Source organism: Burkholderia arboris (assembly GCF_902499125.1).
GTDB lineage: Bacteria > Pseudomonadota > Gammaproteobacteria > Burkholderiales > Burkholderiaceae > Burkholderia > Burkholderia arboris.
In genome coordinates, this window is sequence record NZ_CABVPX010000052.1 from 18,956 (window position 1) to 36,523 (window position 17,568).

The window sequence follows — 17,568 nt, forward strand, 5'->3', positions numbered from 1 at the left end:
GCGCATTGTTTCGCATACCTGATCATATGCGACGAAAGCAAAAAGTAAGACAGACTCCCGCACCGAAAGGAAGCTGTAACGATCGAACCTGCGCGTAGCGATGCGCGGGCCGCCTTGCCGCGCGGTCGCCCATGCCGCGTACGTTCTCGACCTGCCCGCTTCTCGTAGCGGCACCCGGACCGGCCGGCTCCCCCTCGTCACCCGCTACGAATCGCCCCCGCGCCCGCTCCAGCCGCTTCCGTACACTCGAATTCGCGCCATGCGGCGCTGGCGGCGTGCATCCCGCGTACGGCCGCGCCTGACGGGAGCCTTGCATGCTGTCCATCGACGGAATGGGTTTGGGGTTGAACTGGCAGCGTTTCCTGTCGCAAACGCTGAATCCGGACCTTGCGCCGAAGCCGCCGCAAAATGCGGGCGGTACGTCCAACGACGGCCCGACCAACGGCCCGGCCAACCCGGTCAACCCGACGACCGCGCCGCCGATCCCGGTGCAGGCCGACCTCGGCACCGATCCGTCCAAACCGACCAACCCCGAGATCGCGTCGGCCACCGCACTGCTTCAGAGCATGGCCGATCAGTATCGCGTGGCGCCGCCCGAGATCACCGTCGACAACGACACGACGCGGGCCGTGCAGGGCGTGATCCAGGACGCGCAGACAAAATACGACAACGCACAACAGGCGCTGCAAGGCGCACAGGGTGTGCTGCGGATGGCGAATCGCGACCCCGACTCGACGCCCGACGAGCGCAAGTCCGCACTCGACAACTACACGAGGGCGCACGATGCGGCCGACACCGCGCAGCGCGAACTCGGCGTCACGACCGACGCCGGCTACCGGATCCTGTACGGCGAACAGGCGAAGGCCGACCAGTACAGCTCGGACCCGACGAACCAGAACATCGAGGGTCCCGCGCAGCAGCAGGCCGATGCGAAGTTCACCGCGCTGCAGAAGCTGTTCCCCGACCAGACGAAGGCGAATCCGAACTTCGTCCCGCAACAGGGCGACTGCAAGACGCCCGCCCAGGTCCAGGCCTACGACGACTGGCAATCGGCGACGTCGGGCGCGGTGACCGGCCAGGCGAAGTATTGGGCGGACGTCAGCAACGCGAATCTCGCCTATACGCAGTTCCAGTCGTATATGGCCGATCCCGCTTACAAGGACGCCATCGATACCGGCGTCGGCAACCTGAACGATGCGCTCGCGCCGCTGCAACTGCAGATCGACCTGCCCGACGCGCCGCCGGGCGACGCCAACGGCAACGTCGACATGAACGCCGTGCAGGCCAACGTCGCGCAGGCCGCGAAGATCGCGAATTACTCGAACGCGGCCTATGCGGCGTCGCTCGACGCGCAGCAGGTCACGACGCTGCAGCAGAAGTACGACACCGACAGCGCCTGCCTGATCGGCTCGACACCCGGCGCGGCGACGGACGACAAGGCCGCGCTCGATCGCGCGACGACGCAGGCGAACACGAGCGGCGGCTACATGCAGATGCTCGGCGCGCAGCTCACCGTCGACGACCTGCAGGCCAAGTACGACTCCGCGAAAACGGCATCCGACGACTGGCATACCGCGAATCCGCGCTCGCTGGACCCGCATCCGCAAGTCGACGCCGACCTCGCCGCCGCATCCGATGCGCTGACGCAGGCCAAACAGAAGGCGAGCCTCGCGCACGACGGCTTCGTCGTCGCCTACGGCCAGACGCTCGCGCAGCAGTACGACGACGCCGGCGCGCAGATCGATGCGCAGCTCAAGCCGAAGGTGCCGTTCGTGCTGCAGAACCCGACACCGACGCTGTCGACGAATCCGCCGCCACCGACGACGCCATCCCCTTCGGCCGGACCGTCGCCGTCGCTGAGCACGTCGCTGCCGAGCGCGGCATCTACGCCGGGCACATCGAGTCCGCCGGCTCCGTCGACGACGCAGACCCCGTCGTCGTCATTGAGCACGTCGGCGCCCGCAGCCAGCCTGTCGACGTCGCTGCCACCCACGACGCTGTTCACGAACCCGTCGTTCGTGCTGCAGCCACCCGGCTCGAACACGTCCGTACCGACCACCGCGACCGGCCAGACCGCGCTCGACGCGAAAAAACTCCATGTCGTCGCGGGCGCATTGCGGGCGGCCGACGGCCGGCTGTCCAACACGTTCAACGACGCAGCCGCGAAATTCCAGCTCGCGAGCGCGCAGACGCAGGAAGGCGTACTCAAGGGCAAGCTCGCGGACATCCAGAAAACCTACGACGACTGGTACGCGAACAACCCGACGCCGGTGCGGATGCGCGAGGTGAACGGCGACGAGATTCCGATGCGCACGCCGCTGCGTCCGAACCCTTATCAGGACCCGCTCGACAAGGCACGCAACGACCTGCAGCAGGCCGACGCGAACATCAACAAGCTGCAGCTGCTGACGGAGATGTCGCACCAGCAGGTGCTGCTCGACCAGTTCGACGCGGGGCTCGCCGAGAACCTGCGCAACCCGCAGAGCCAGGATGACAAGGATGCCTATTCGAAGGCGCTGGACGGCTTCTTCCGCGCGCACCAGGGCGAGCTGTCGCAATCGCTGCTCGACCAGGCGGGCGCGAGCACGAACAAGGCCGCGACGATCAATTTCGGCAAGCTGACCGACAACGAGCAGCGCAACCTGATCGGCACCGCGATCGGGCTCGCGCCCGACGTGCAGCCGTCGCCGGATTCGGGCTCGCCCGCCGCCCCCGTCAACGACGACTCGGTCCGCTACACCGACAAGGACAAGCTGGACACGATCAACAAGGTGCGCGGCGAAATCCTGAAGCTCGGCGGTGGCAGCGGCACGCAGGTCAACATCCTGCCGCTGATCTACTCGGACAAGACGGCCGGGATGGTGACGAGCGCACTGTTCAAGGTCACCGACAGCAAGGGCAACGTCCAGTACGTCGACGACACGTCCGCGAATTACGACAACGTCGGCGACTACCTCGACAACAACCAGCTGGCGTCGAGCGGCACGCTCGACCTCGTGACCGGTTACGACGACAACGGTCACGCGCAGTTCCAGCAGAAGTCCGCGCATCACGACGACTGGTTCGACAGTGCGCTGAACACGCTGACCGGCGGCAAGGTGAACCTCGGGATGATGGGGCTCGGGCTGCTGATGGAAGGCGCCGGCGTGCTGCTCGACGCAACCGGCGTCGGCGCGTTCGCCGGCGGCGCGCTGAACTTCGCGGGCGCGGTGATGATGGACACGGCGATCGGTTCGAGCATGGCGAAATCCGCGATCGATATCGGCTCGCGGTGGGAACACAACCAGAGCATCAATCCGTTCACCGACGCCGGGGCGCGAGGCGACTGGCTCAACCTCGTGCCGATGGGCGCGGCCGGCGCGGCGAAGTTCGCCGGGTCGGAAGTGTTCGGCAAGACGATCACCGCGCTTACCGGCTCGGCGAAGGCCGCGCGCGTGACCACCGCGATCGTGCGCGGCACGTCGCTCGTCACCGGCGTCGGCGCCGCAGGCGAGAGCTTCGTCGAAGCCGGGGTCGCATTCGCCCACGGGAACAGCGAACAGGGCTGGGAAGACATCAAGTCCGGCGTCACCAACGTGGCGCTGATGGGCGCGGGCGGCGTGCGGGACCGCATGGTCAACGCAGCGGTGCGCGTCACCGGCCGGCCACTGGTCGCCCGCACGGCGGGCGGCGAGAACATTTCGATCGACGGCCAGCAGCTGCAGAAAATCCTGAACAAGAACGAACCGTCGCAACTCGCGTTCGGGGCCACGCGCGCGTCGCTCGACGGCGTCGACATCACGGTCGCGAAGGACGGCACGCTGATGGCCGGCGACAAGGTGCTCACCTACGACAACATGCCCGTGCGCGTGCTCGACGGGCTCAACAACAAGGACCTGAACAACCTGCCGCACGGCGAATCGGTGATGCTCGGCGAGAACGGCGAACTGACCGTCGTCAAGCTGACGGGCAAGACGTGGACCGAAGGCACGAAGGTCGATTCGGTCACGGCAACCGGCGACCGGCTGTCGTTCGGCAGCGACGGGGAAATCAATGCGCCGTCGAAGCTCGTCGCGAAGACGCCGCCCCCGTCGCGCAACAACACACGGCAACCGGCGAACGACCCGGCGCCACCGGCCGACAACACACCGACGACGACGGCGGCCGACGAAGCCGCGGCACGCGCCACCGAAGCGGGCAACCCGGCCACCGCCACCGTCTCGGCTGGCGCGCGCAACGCGCAGCGCACGAGCGAAGCGCAGGCCGCGCGCGACGAGAGCCAGCTGGAAACCCGCTCGTCGGATTCGCATGTCGCCGCGCAGAATCGCCGCAGCAGCGACCTGCGCGCGGCGGACGACCCGGCCGTCGCACGAGCCCCCGGCGCACCCGGCGCCGGCGCCCTCGAAGAACCGGCCAGCACCGCGCCACGCACGCCGGTCCGCGTGATCGACCTGACCGACGCCGAGCCGGCCTCCCGGCCCGCGACGCTCGACCCGGCCGGCGTCTCCGTGCCGCGCGGCCCGTCGGTCGAAGCGCTCGACTACGGCGAACACACGCTGTTCATCGTGCGCAACGGCGACGACCCCGCCGCCATGCCCGAGGCGGCGCAGCCGCGCGCGGCGGGCGCGCCGCCCGCCGACGTTGCGGAACCGATCATCGTCGTCGCCGATGCCGAGGACGCGCACGTCGCGCCCGAACTCGCGAACCGCTGGCAGCGCCCGGTGTTCGCGGCCGCGCCGGATGCCCTGCACGCGGACGGCACGCTGCGCGCGGATGCACCGCTGACGCGCTACCTGCCGGCCCCCGACGCGCCAGCGGCAGGCGGCCGCGTCGTCGGCACGAACGCGCAGGCGCCGCACGCCGATGCGGCAGGCATCGCCGAAGCCGACCCGCATGCGCCGAATCCGGACGCTCCCGCGGCGCGGCGCGCGCCGCCGCCCGCGAACGACGACACCGTCGTCGTGCTCGCGACGACGCGGCGCAACGCCACCGATCCGGAAACCCGCGCCGCCCTGCCGCCGCAACCGCCCGCTCGCGCGGCGCGCGCGCTGGACGGCGCATTCAGCGCGCCGAACCGCATCCTGGTGCTCGTCAGGCCGGCCGAACGGTCTGCATCGGAAGCGGCGAACGAGACGAACGAAGCCTCCCGGCCAAATCGGGCCGGCGACGCGCGCGCCGACGATCGCACGCTTCCGGCCGCCGCCCACCCGGAAACCACCGAAGCGCCGCAGGATCCGTCACTCGCCGGTCCGGGCCTGTTCACGCGGCTGCAGATGCGCTTCGGCGGCGCGCCGCTGCCGGACGCGGTGCACGCGCTCGCGCAGCAATCGGACACGCTCACGCAGCAGTTGCGGATGATGAGCGACGCCGGCTGGCGCGTGAGCCTCGGCAAGCGCGGCGGCGGCAGCCGGATCGACCCGAAGCGGCGGCGCGTGACGATCGACGGCGGACTGCACGATTCGGGCAGCATCACGTACACGCTCGCGCACGAGGCCAAGCACGCGGTCGAGGCGATCGACGGCACGCTGGACTCGCTCGACTACAGCGGCCGCAGCCGCTTCACGCGCAAGGCGCTCGAAGCCGAGGCGCGCGCGCAGATCAACGCGTTCGAAGCGCGCTACGAAATCGATCTCGCGGGCGGTGGCGACATCGCGTCGAAAACGACGCTGCCCGATGCGCTCCAGCACGAGGCCGACCGCTGGGGGCCGTCGAGCGACTATGCCGGCACGGTCGAACGGCTCGCCGACGCGTTTGCCGGTGCGCCGGTGTCGGGGCGCCGCGGCGAGACGTACCAGACCTTCTATGACGGCATCTGGGACAAGCAGAAGCGTCAGGGTGGCGCCCCGCGCCGCATGCCCGCGCCACACGCGACGGACGCGGCCGGCGGCGGCACGCACCTGCCGCGCACGCTCGAGGAACAGGTGCAGTGGAGCGTCGCGCATGCGGAGGCGATCTCGCCGTTTGCCGAACGCGGGCGCAGCGAGCCACGGCAGATGACGCTCCGGATTCTGGACGAACACACGTCGTCCGGGACCGAAGAACCGCTGACGGTCATCCACGGCCGAACCAACGCCGCGGGCCAGCTGCTCGACGCACACGGCCGCCCCGCGCAGCATCTGGACTTTTCGATCGCGAACTTCCTGGCCGGCACGTCGACCAGCGCCGGCAGCGGCCGCGCGCTCGTCCTGGCCGCCGACAACGGACACGCCGCCGCTGCGTGGCTCACGAACACCTGGCAACGGCCGGTCTACGTGCCGGACGGCGGCGCGATCCGCGCGCTCGACGCCGCCGCGGGCAATCCTGCCGTCGCGAGGGCCCAGGTGCGATTCGATCGCGCGCCCGCGTGGACCCGCTATGCGCCATCGCCGCGCGAGCGAATCGACTACGGCGAACTCGCCGCCGACGAGAACGGCCTTCACATCGCGGGCGATCCGTCACGGCGACTGGATGCGCAAGCGCTGATCGGCCCGTTCCTCGGGGCCGGCATCGAAAAAAGCGTGTTCGAACTCGGCAAACGCAACGCGATCGGCCTGTACGACGTCGATCCCGGGCGGCCGCGCGACAGCCAGCTCGCCCATCATTACGATGCGCTCGGCACGGAACGCAACGGGCTCGACCTGTTGCGCCGCTACGGGCTGCGCACGCTGACCATCGACGGCCCGTTCTCGGTCGGCAACCGGATCGCGATCCTGTACCACCCTCTCGCGGAACTCAGCAGCCGGGCTGTCTCGCTCGGCGCGCTGCCGGAGCGCGTCACGCACGAATCGATGCGACAGCTCGCGGCGATACGCGCGATCGTCGAGCGCGACGGCCTGGAATTCGACTTCCAGGGTGTATTCGACGCGCACGGCGAGTTCTACTTCAGCGATCCGTCGGCCATCTCGCGCTCGGACAATCGCGGCGCAATCGAGTCCACCCTCGAGGAAATCGACAGCGTCATCGAGCCGCTCGAACGCGGCATCGACGACGGCAGCATCGCGCTCGCGCACCCGGCGATCGGCGAATCGCTGCCGGACGGCGCATTCGTCCAGAAGCCGTCGCTCATCGCGCGCATCCGCATGTGGTTCGGCGGCGCCCCGCTGCCCGACGCCGCCTATGCGCTCGCCGGCCAGTCGAGCCTGCTCGCCGGCCAGATGCGGCTGCTGAAGTCGGACGGCTGGCAGGTCGTGCTGGGCCGCGCGGGACGCGGCAGCCGCACCGACGTCGACCGGCGCCGGATCGTGATCGACGGCGGCCTGCGCAGCAACGGCACGCTCGTCTATACGCTCGCGCACGAAGCCGGCCACGCGACGGACGTGTCGAACAACCGGCTCGGCCTCGACACCAGCAGCCCCGACGCATTCGTGCGCAGCACGCTGCTCGCCGAGGCGCGCGCGCAAGCCAACGCATTCGCGGTACGCAAGCAGATCCTCGAATCGACCGGCGTCGACATCGCCGAGCACGCGGTGCTCCCAGACGCGATCGCGCGCGAAGCCGACCACGTGATGCCCGGCGACGCGGCGGGCCTCGCGCGCCTCGCCGACGCGTTCGGCAATGCCCCCGTGTCGGGCCGCGACGGCGAGCGCTACAGCACGTTCTACGGCCGCGCGTGGGACCGGCAGCAACAGCCAGGCAACGCATCGTTGCACATGCCCGCACCGCACACGACCGAGTCGTCCGGCGGCAGCGGCGGCGCACGGCTGCCGCGCACGCTCGACGAACAGGTGCAGTGGAGCCACGCGCACGCGGACCGTGCGTCGCCGTTCCCCCGGCGCTGGTTCGGCGGCGGCGCGCCGAAACTGACATTCTCCCGCAACGGTCCGGTGTCCTATGCGAACGGCGAACCGCTGACGCTCGTCCACGCGCAAACCGATGCGGCCGGCGGCCTGCTCGATGCGCACGGCCGCCCCGCCACGCCCGTCGACTACTCGATCGACCATCGCCATGCGCTCGGGCCCGCGCAGGCGGGCACCCCCGTCGTTCTCGAAGGCGGCGACGCGCGCGCGGCACACGGCGCATGGCTCGCGAACATCTGGCAACGCACGATCTACGTGCCCGACAGCGGCACGGTCCGCGCGATCGGCGAGTCGCGCACCGACGGCACGCACCGCATGCAGTTCGGCGGCCCGGGCACATGGACGCGCTACACGCCGTCGCCGCGCGAACGGATCGATGCGGGCGCACTCGCCGTCGACGGCAACGGGCTGCACGTCGCCGGCGATCCGTCGCGGCGCGTGGATCCTGCCGACCTGCTCGGCCCGTTCCTCGGCGCCGGCACCGCGAAGGCCGTGTTCGAACTCGGCAAGCGCAACGCGATCGGCCTGTTCGACGCCGGCGGCGACAAGGCGCGCACGATGCTCGCCCATGAAATGCGCGGGCTCGACCAGTTGAGGCAGCTCGGCATGCGCACGGTCACGGTCGACGGGCCGTTCACGTACCTCGGGCGCATGGCGGTGATGTACAGCCCGCTTGCCGAGCTCGGCAGCATCGACGTAATGAACGGCATCCTGCCGAAACGCGTGATGCGCGAATCGATGCAGCAGCTCGTCGCGATGCGCGAGATCGCCGCACGGCACGGCCTGTCGTTCGACTTCGAAGGCCTGTTCGATGCGCAGGGCCGGTTCTACTTCAGCGACCCTTCCGTCCTGATCCGGCATCCGGACCCGGCGGCCAACCGGACGCCAGCGATGATCGATGCCGTCATCGATCCGCTCCAGCGCGGCATCGCGAGCGGCCGCGTCGAGCTCGCGCATCCGGCGATCAGCGAATCGCTGCCGGACGGCGCATTCGTCCAGAAGCCATCGCTCATCACGCGCATCCGCATGTGGTTCGGTGGCGCCCCGCTGCCCGACGCCGCCTATGCGCTCGCCGGCCAGTCGAGCCTGCTCGCCGACCAGATGCGGCTGCTGAACCCCGGCCGCTGGGAGATCGTGCAGGGCCGCGCGGGCGCCGGCAGCAAGGTCGATGCCGAGCAGCGCCGGATCGTGATCGACGGCGGGTTGCGCCACGCCGGCACGATCGTCTATGTGCTCGCGCACGAGATCGGTCATGCGGTCGACGTGGCCACGAACCGGCTCGACCTCGACACCAGCAGCCCCGACGCGTACGTGCAAAGCACGCTGCTCGCCGAGGCGCGCGCGCAGGCCAACGCGTTCGCGGTGCGCAAGCAGATCCTCGAATCGACCGGCGTCGACATCGCCGAGCATGCGGTGCTCCCCGACGCGATCGCGCGCGAAGCCGACCACGTGATGCCCGGCGACGCGGCGGGCCTCGCGCGCCTCGCCGACGCGTTCGGCAACGCCCCCACGTCGCTGCCCGGCAACCCCGTCTATCGGGCGCTGTACCGCGCGCAGGCCGAGCAGGCGCTGCGCGACGGCGCAGCCGGACGAACCGGCGCGGCGCCGCGAACGATGCCGTCGATGATGATGTGGCCCATGCCGGACCCGTCGTCCTTCTTGCCGGCCACGCCCGCGCTCACGCCCGAGTCGCGCGCGGCCGACTGGCTCGACGCGCACGGCAAACGCGACCTGAAGCGGATCGACGGCACACAGCTGGCCGACATCCGCGACCTCGCGCAATACGCGGGCCCCAACGCACATGTGCTGATCGCGAAGCATGTCGACCGGCCGGCGGACGACGGCACGCATCCGCAGCCCGAGTTCGTCGCGAGCCTGAAGACCGACGCACACGGCCAGCCCGGCCAGGTCGAATCGGCCGATCCCGGCGGCGCGCCGTCACATGACGTACGCGACGCGGTATATCCGGGTACGCGTCCACGCAAGCGCAACGGCAGCGAAACGCCGCATGAAACGCGTGCGAAATTCGACTTCTACCTGTCGCCGGTATCGCTCGACGAGCTGCGGCAATTCGGCGGCGCGGCGAAGGTCGAAGCCATCGACTCGAAGCGCGTCTGGCATGCGGACCCTTCGGGCGAAGCGCCCGCGCAAGCGGTCGTCGAGCAGATCGGCGAACTCGCCAACGCACCACAATTCAAGCGGCCCAAGGCGGCCGCGAAGGCCGCGGACGACGGCGCGACGATCTTCGCGGTCGACAAGAAGACCGGCAAGGTGCTCGGTTACGCGGCGCCCACGCAGGGCGGCAGCGGCTGGACCTATCACGAGAAGACCTCGGTCGGCGACGCGTCGATCGGCGGGCAGGATCTCGGCACCGCATTCCGCCGCCGCGCACGCGGCCTGCCCGACGGACGGCGCGGCGTCGTGTTCGTGCCGTCCTCGCTGCCGGAATCGGCGGTATCCCGATACGGCGGCTTCGAGCCTGCCGAGCGGGCGTTGCCGGTCGCCGAGCAGAAGCCGCCGCCGCTGAAGCTGAGCGATCGCGTGCAACGCCGGCTCGGCAGGATCCAGTCGGCCGGCAAGCCGCCTGCCGGGGCGACGCCGCTCGCGCATCGGTGGATCGCGCCGAACCTGCTGCCGAAATCGGCCGACGACGTGCACGACTTCAGCGGTGCGAACACGCTGCATCTGCGGCGCGTGATCGATCTCGGCCAGGTCGGGCCGGAATACTTCATCTACGTCTACGGCACGGAAGGCGCGCTGATCGACACGCTGCACCAGCCGGAAGGCATCCTCGCGACACGCGACGGCACGCTGCAGTGGTTCGACGATGCCGCGCATTTCAACGACACGGGCAAGCCCGGCGTCGATCTCGACAAGACGAAGATCGGCGGCGGTCCGGACGGCTCGAACCGGCATTTCGTGGTGACGCGGCTCGACCCGGCCGCATTCGACGCACGCACGAAACCGACACAGGTCGCCGCCTATCAGTTGAAACAGGACGAACTCGGCAAGCAGCTGCGGAAAGCCGCCGCCGAATCGTCCGCGCCGTTCGGCGAACTGGAGAGCCGCATCGCGGCCGAACTGGCGGCCGCGCAGAACCAGCAGGCCCGGCTGGCCAACGCCCCCGCGCCCGGCGCGTCGGCCGCCGGCTCGCCGGCGAAGCCGAAGAAGCCCGCTCGCGGCAAAAACAGGAAAAGCACCCGGAACGCGCCGGCGGTGCCGGCACCGGCCGCGTCGCCGGCGCGCGCCGCCGGCAAACCGTTCAGCATCAAGACCTATCAGCCCGGCCTGACGAGCGCGACGATCGCCGAATGGACCCTCCGCTTCGGCAAGGCGAAAGTCGACAACTGGTTCCCCGAGCACGAGCGCGTCAAGGCGTTCGCGGGCCGCACTGGCGAGCCGCTCGACCTCGGCACGACGCGCCAGGTCATGATGGCCGACAGCGTAATGATGAAGGCGCTCGGCATCCCGTTGCGGCTCGCGCGCGACGCGTCGAGCATGCCGTGGCGCGGCCCGCTGTCGCGGCCCGACCATGCAGCCAACGTGCTGTCCCGCCACGCGAAAAGCGCGATCACCTATCTGTCGGTCGCGCGGGCCGCGGACCGGCGTGCGCTGCAGGCCTACGCACGCGCGAAGGTCGAGATCCAGGATCGCATCGCGCTGATGGCGCGCGGCTTCACGCTGCGCGACAACCCCGACGAGATGCTCGCGCTCGTAAAACGCTATGGCGGCGCCATGCCGGTCGTGTCGGTCGCGGTCGATCCGCATTCGCTGGCCGCCGCGCTCGGCAGGAAACACGACCCGGCATTCATCCGCCGCGTGCGCGAACTCGGCAAGCTCGACAACGCGAAGTTCGACGAGGCGAACGCGCGCATCGACATCGACGGCACGGGTCGCCAGCTCGAACTCGACGATCTCGACCACCTGTTCAAATGGCTCGACGCGGCGTCCGAAGGCGGCTTCGTGCTGCGCCTCGAAACCGCGCCGTCGCGCGCGCTCGTGTCGGCGGAAGACCAGCGCACGCTCGCGGGTACCAACGACGCGTATCACGACTACGTGCGCACATTCGACGCACTCGAAACGTGGGCACGCGGAAACACCGACGCAAACGCGCCGCACGTGATGGTGACGTTCCACGGCTGGGACGCCGTGCTCGAACCGGTGCCGGGCGACGGCCACCTGACGCTCGTCGAGGCCGTGCTCGACCGCAAGGAACTCGATTGGGTTCACCTCGGGTTGTCGTATGCGACGCACGGCTCGGACTTCGTCGCGAACCAGGACCTGACCGCCGCACTCGCCCGCACGCTCGTCGACTACAAGCTGCACGCGCCCGACAAGCTTGCGCGCCTGCACGGTGCCGACGCGCTCACGCGCGTGTTCGAACGGATCGGCACGCAAACGCTCGCGAACCAGCACCAGGTGCTGTTCGCCGAAGTCGAACGTGTTGGCCTCGCGAGCGGGATGACGCCCGACCAGCTCGCCGCGCTGCGCGCCGATCTGTACGAAGGCCATACGACCGCGCTGATGGATCGTGCACGGCAGGCGACGATCACCTATGCAAAGGATAACTACTGGAACAGTACGGCCCCGGCCAACCGGGCCGAACTCCGCGCACGCGATGCCGGCAACCGCTGGCTGGACCAGTACGCGCAGCCCGACACCGAACACAAGATCGAGGCACACGCGAACCCGGATGCATCGAGCACCGCTTTCTGGCGCGCGGTAGCAGCCGATCCGAAGCTCGCAATCGACGATACCAAGCCGGTCCTCGTGAACCGCGACATCGCCGCGCAGCCGAGCCACCAGCGTGGCGACCCGCAGCAAGCCGCGCTCGCGCAGCTCAACGCGCTGCGCGTTCACCGGCCGTCGTTCGGCAAGCGCGACTGGGCCTGGTCGCTCGGATTCGGCGGCACGGTCGCCGGGGCCAGCTCGCTCGTCGCGCTGAACGTGTTCAACGGCATGAACATGATGAGCTCGGATGCGCTGACTCACGCGAACACCGCGCTCTTCGTCGGCGCACGCGCAGGCCGCGTATTCGGCGCGATGCACCAGGGCGCGGTGCAAAGCCTGCAGAGCGGCGACCCGCGCGCAGTGCACGACGTGCTCGACCGCCTGCAGCGCTCGCTCGCGCAGCAGCTGAACGCGCCGGTGCACGAATACAATCCGGCGCGGCTCCAGCAGCTCGACCTTTTGACGAACGAGACGCGCGTGAAGGCGAGCCACCTCGTCGAAATGCATCGCCAGGGGCTCATCGGCTTCGACGATGCGGCCGCGCAGATCAAGGACCTGTCGGCCGACCTGCTCGCGAACATGCAGGGCATGGTCGGCGGCACGTCGCTCACGCAGCTGCATCACGCCAATTCGCGCCGGCTGCTCGGCCTCGTCGGGCGCGGCAGCGCGATCGTCGGCTATTCGGGGACGATCGCCGTCGGCGTGCACGGGCTGATGACCACGCCAACCGTCGCCGGTGCGCTCACGACCGCGAGCGCGGCGCTCGCCGCAACGTACTCGGGCCTCGTCTATGCGGTCAGCGCGCATCGCGTGAACGCGGACAAGCGCAGTCGCGTCGTACGCCTGATCGATTCGACGTCGGATTTCGTCGGCGTCGCGAGCGGCATCGCCGGCACGATCGCGCAGTACGACAAGGGCCACTACACCCTCGCGGCGACGGCCGCGACGTCGACGGCGATGCTGCTTGGCGCGCGCCTGAACACCCATTTCCCTAACGCGACGCGCTGGGTCAAAAAGTACCCGACCGCGCTCATTCTCGTGCCGATCGGGATCTGGGGCTTCACGCAGTTGCAGAGCCTGTTCTTCGGCTCGCCTTCGGGCGGATCGGGATCGACGACCCACAAGCCGCAGCCCGCGCCCGCGTCGCCATCGCATCAGCCGCCGCAGCCCGGCGCCACGCCGACGGCCGGGCTCGCACCAGGCGGCACCGCCACGCAACCGCCCGGGACCGGCACGACCGGCAAGACGAACGGCGCGCCGGGCAGCACGACGCCCGCGCAGCCGTCCACGCCGCCGTCGCCGGCCGCCCAGCCGTACATCGTCGTGGCCGGGGATTCGCTGTGGGTGATCGCCGACGCACATCGCCAGTCACTGCTCGATGCGGCGCATGTGTCGCCCGACGACCAGAAGACGATGACGCGCGGGCAGCAGGATGCCCGCGCGCTGAACGAGATCCTGCAGCTGAACCCGGGCATGGCGTCGGCGCCGAACGTGCTGTACGCCGGGCAATCGATCAATGTCGGCTGAAGCGCGGCCGGTCGTCCGCGGTCAGCCGGCCCACGCGGACGCCCGGATCACGCTGCAGAAGTTGCCGGCATGGAAATGCGGATCCTTGTCCGCGAGCACGTCGGCCTTCACGTTGCCGAACGTCGTGCCGGGCTTGTGCCTGATTCCGTCGTAGAACGCCTGGATGATGTCCTCCTTGAAATGCGGCGTGCGCGGATGCGCACGCACGACCGCTTCGCGCTCGACCTCGCTGTATTCCGGATACGTCAGGCCCAGGACGTCCATCTCGACACCCGCCGTGACCAGCGCAACGACCGGATGCATGTGTTGCGGAATGCCGGGCGTGGTGTGCAGCGCGATGGAGGTCCACACGACATCGATGTCCTGTTGCGAAATCCCCTTGTCCTTCAGGAAATCGCGGGCGGCGTTGGCGCCGTCTACTTCGAAGCGCTCGCATGCGCTGCTGTGGCGGTGAGTGAGCCCCATGTCATGGAACATGCAGCCGCAGTAGAGCAGCTCGGGATCGTACGTGAGCCCGCGCCGCTGGCCCGCCAGCGCCGCGAAATAGAACACGCGGCTCGAGTGGTGGAACAGCAGCTCGGACTCGGTATCGCGCACGAGCTCGGTAATCTCGCGCGTCAGCCGCGTATCGGGAAGGGTGATGCCGGCAACGTTCACAGTCATGATCGACCTCCATTGAAGACACCCTCGATTCTCCGGAGTCCGATAACTGTCTCCAATAGACGTGTTACGCCAGATCCTGCCATTTCGCGCGACGGACGGACACGGTGCCTGCGCGCCGAAAGGCGCAGCCCTATACTGCTACGCATCACGTTCGACACAACACGCAACCGATCATGCCGAAGGTCGTGGGGATTTTCGCCGTTCCGGGCGTCCAGCTGCTCGACGTCTCCGCGCCGCTCGACGTGTTCGCGCAGGCGAACGCCGAATGCGGCAAGCCGTTCTATGCGCTGCGGATCATCGCGTGCGGGCCCGGTCCGATCCGCAGTTCGTCCGGCGCACGATTGCTGCCCGACTGGATCGCGCCCGACATCCCGGAGCGCATCGACACGCTGCTGGTCGCCGGCGCGCCGAACGCCGGCCAGGTCACGCTGCGTACCGACGTCCTCGCGTGGCTGCGCTCGGCGGCCGTGCAAAGCCGGCGCTACGGCTCGATCTGCACCGGCGCATTCGTCCTCGCGGCCACCGGCCTGCTGAAAGGGCGCCACCTGACCACGCACTGGGCCGCCGCCGACGCGCTCGCCGAAGCCTATCCGTCGCTCGTCGTCGACGCCGACGCGCTGTATGTGCGCGACGGCAAGCTGCGCACCGGCGCCGGCGTCACGGCCGGGCTCGATCTCGCGCTCGCGCTGGTCGAGGAAGATCTCGGCCGCGAGATCGCGCGGCGCGTCGCCGCGCAACTGGTGATGTTCTTCAAGCGCCCGGGCGGGCAACTCCAGTTCAGCCGCAAGGGCGAGGCGCGCCCCGCCGGGCGGTCGGTGCTGCAGGAAGTCCAGCGCTGGATCGCCGCGCATCCGGAACGCGAGCATTCGGTCGCCGCGCTGGCGAAGCATGCGGGCATGAGCCCGCGCCACTTCGCGCGGCTGTTCCGCGCGGAAGTCGGCATGACGCCGGCCGCGTGGGTCGAGGCGACCCGCATCTCGGCCGCCCGCCAGTTGCTCGAAAACGGTCACGACACGCCGAAGCAGGTCGCCGCGAAATGCGGCTTTGCCAACGTCGACACGCTCAGGCGGTCGTTCACCCGGCACGTCGGGATCACGCCGGCGGAATACCGGAAGCGGCAAGCCGTCCTGGCTGCGTGACGCACAGTAGGCGATGCCGGCGCCGCATCCATTTACTTCGGAATGCGATTCACCTTCCTGCTCCACCTCGTCAGTCCGATCGACGGGACCGCTCCCCAAAGGTCGGGCCTGCCGTCCGGCCGCCCCGAAATAATCAGACAAAATACCCGCGTGCGGATCGTATACCCAGTTGCAATAATGATTCGCTGCAACGCCTATTTCCGGCCGGTAACGCGATCGCTACGATGCAATCAACCGCTGAACGCAACAAGCGAAGCGAGAAATCAACAGAACCGGAGGTCATCATGAAGTCGTTCATCACCGCTGTCGTCGCCGCAACCGCCCTGTCCGCCTCGTACGGCGCATTCGCTCAATCGAACCCGTCGGGCCAGCTGACGCGTGCCCAGGTCCGAGCTGAACTCGTCCAGCTCGAACAGGCCGGCTACAAGCCCGAAGTCTCCGATCAGTACTACCCGCGCGCGCTGCAGACCGCCCAGGCCCGCGTGACGAACGGCGACGAAACCGGTTACGGCGTGCAAGCTGCCGCCGGCGTGCGCGCCGGCCGCGCGATCGCGGTCAAGCAGGACGGCCGCGATTCCGTCTATTTCGGCCAGTAAGCCGGACCCGCAAACGCGTATTCCGATACGCGCGCGGCACACGTGGCACCCCGCTCCCGTTCATCGGGGCGGGGTGTTGGCTTTTGGGGCGCCCGCTCCCGGCGCCGGCCGCATGCGGCACGGCACGGTTCACGCAAGCCGCCGGTGTTTGCGCATAGAATGGCCGCGTGGTCGGCGTCGGCCGTCACGCACGCGGGCTGAATCGCGACGCTCGCCGGCCGGCCCGATGCCGCACTCAGCGCATTTTTCGAAAAGGAGCGGTTTCATGTCTCAAACATCCGGTTCCATGATCACGTTTCGCCGCCCGGACGGCCAGGAACTGCAGGGCTATCTCGCCACGCCGGCACAGACCGAAGGCGCGCCCGCGGTCGTCGTCATCCAGGAATGGTGGGGGCTGAACGACCAGATCCGCGGCGTCGCCGATCGCCTCGCGCGCTGCGGTTACGTCGCGCTCGTGCCCGACCTGTATCGCGGCAAGTCGACGGTCGAGGAAGAAGAAGCGCACCACCTGATGACGGGGCTCGATTTCGGCGATGCCGCATCGCAGGACATTCCCGGCGCGGTCACGTATCTGAAGACACTGGCATCGCGTGTCGCGGTGACGGGCTACTGCATGGGCGGCGCCCTCACGCTGCTGTCGCTGCAGTACGCCGATGCGGACGCGGGCGTCATCTGGTACGGCCTGCCGCCGCTCGACTACATCGATCCGGCCAAGCTCAAGGTGCCGCTGATGGGTCACTGGGCGACGCAGGATGCGTTCTTCGCGATCGACCAGGTCGATGCCCTGGAGAAGAAGCTGACCGATGCGAAGGTCGGGTTGGAATTCCATCGCTATCTCGCGCATCACGCGTTCGCGAACGAAACGGCCGTCGGCCCCGGCCGCATCGCCGGTACGCAGTTCGATCCGGTCTGGTCGCAAATGGCCTGGGATCGCACGCTCACGTTCCTCGGCCGGACGCTCTGGACGAAACAGCGGTAACGTAACGCCCCGCTGCCCGCCGGGCAGCCATGCAAAAGAAAACGCCACGGACGCAAATCCGTGGCGTTTTCTTTTTGCGTACAGCCGGTTCGACGGGCACCGGCCCTTCCTTGCGCTTACCCGTTCGTCGCTGCCGCCGACGCCGCCGCCGGAGCGGCCGCCTTGTCGTAGTCGACCGG

The 17,568-nt window shown here is 69.1% G+C and carries 5 protein-coding genes; 4 read left to right on the forward strand and 1 reads right to left on the reverse strand.

The features are described 5' to 3' along the window. The first annotated feature begins 314 nt into the window (after positions 1–314). Positions 315–14,012, forward strand: a complete 13,698-nt coding sequence (locus BLA15945_RS36205) for an LWXIA domain-containing protein (RefSeq protein WP_174994617.1) — start codon at positions 315–317, stop codon at positions 14,010–14,012. A gap of 21 nt (positions 14,013–14,033) precedes the next feature. Here the strand turns inward: BLA15945_RS36205 and BLA15945_RS36210 are convergent, their stop codons facing one another. Beyond that, positions 14,034–14,675, reverse strand: coding sequence for an HD domain-containing protein (locus tag BLA15945_RS36210; protein ID WP_059241069.1), 642 nt, complete (start codon positions 14,673–14,675; stop codon positions 14,034–14,036). A 173-nt stretch (positions 14,676–14,848) separates the two neighbouring features. On the opposite strand from BLA15945_RS36210, the gene BLA15945_RS36215 reads away from it, so the two are divergent. The 3 genes from BLA15945_RS36215 (at position 14,849) to BLA15945_RS36225 (ending at position 17,389) form a co-directional block, all read left to right on the forward strand. After that, entirely contained in the window at positions 14,849–15,814 is a 966-nt protein-coding gene (locus BLA15945_RS36215; RefSeq protein WP_174994618.1) for a GlxA family transcriptional regulator, read from the forward strand. A 284-nt stretch (positions 15,815–16,098) separates the two neighbouring features. Further along, complete coding sequence (locus BLA15945_RS36220; RefSeq protein WP_059241071.1) at positions 16,099–16,410, forward strand: DUF4148 domain-containing protein; 312 nt, start codon at positions 16,099–16,101, stop codon at positions 16,408–16,410. A 265-nt stretch (positions 16,411–16,675) separates the two neighbouring features. Further along, positions 16,676–17,389, forward strand: a complete 714-nt coding sequence (locus BLA15945_RS36225; protein WP_174994619.1) for a dienelactone hydrolase family protein — start codon at positions 16,676–16,678, stop codon at positions 17,387–17,389. Positions 17,390–17,568: the final 179 nt, after the last annotated feature.

Coding starts and splice junctions, on each gene's coding strand:
- BLA15945_RS36215 (WP_174994618.1), top strand. CDS start 14,849: ATGCCGAAGGTCGTGGGGATTTTCGCCGTTCCGGGCGTCCAGCTGCTC.
- BLA15945_RS36220 (WP_059241071.1), top strand. CDS start 16,099: ATGAAGTCGTTCATCACCGCTGTCGTCGCCGCAACCGCCCTGTCCGCC.
- BLA15945_RS36225 (WP_174994619.1), top strand. CDS start 16,676: ATGTCTCAAACATCCGGTTCCATGATCACGTTTCGCCGCCCGGACGGC.
- BLA15945_RS36205 (WP_174994617.1), top strand. CDS start 315: ATGCTGTCCATCGACGGAATGGGTTTGGGGTTGAACTGGCAGCGTTTC.
- BLA15945_RS36210 (WP_059241069.1), bottom strand. CDS start 14,675: ATGACTGTGAACGTTGCCGGCATCACCCTTCCCGATACGCGGCTGACG.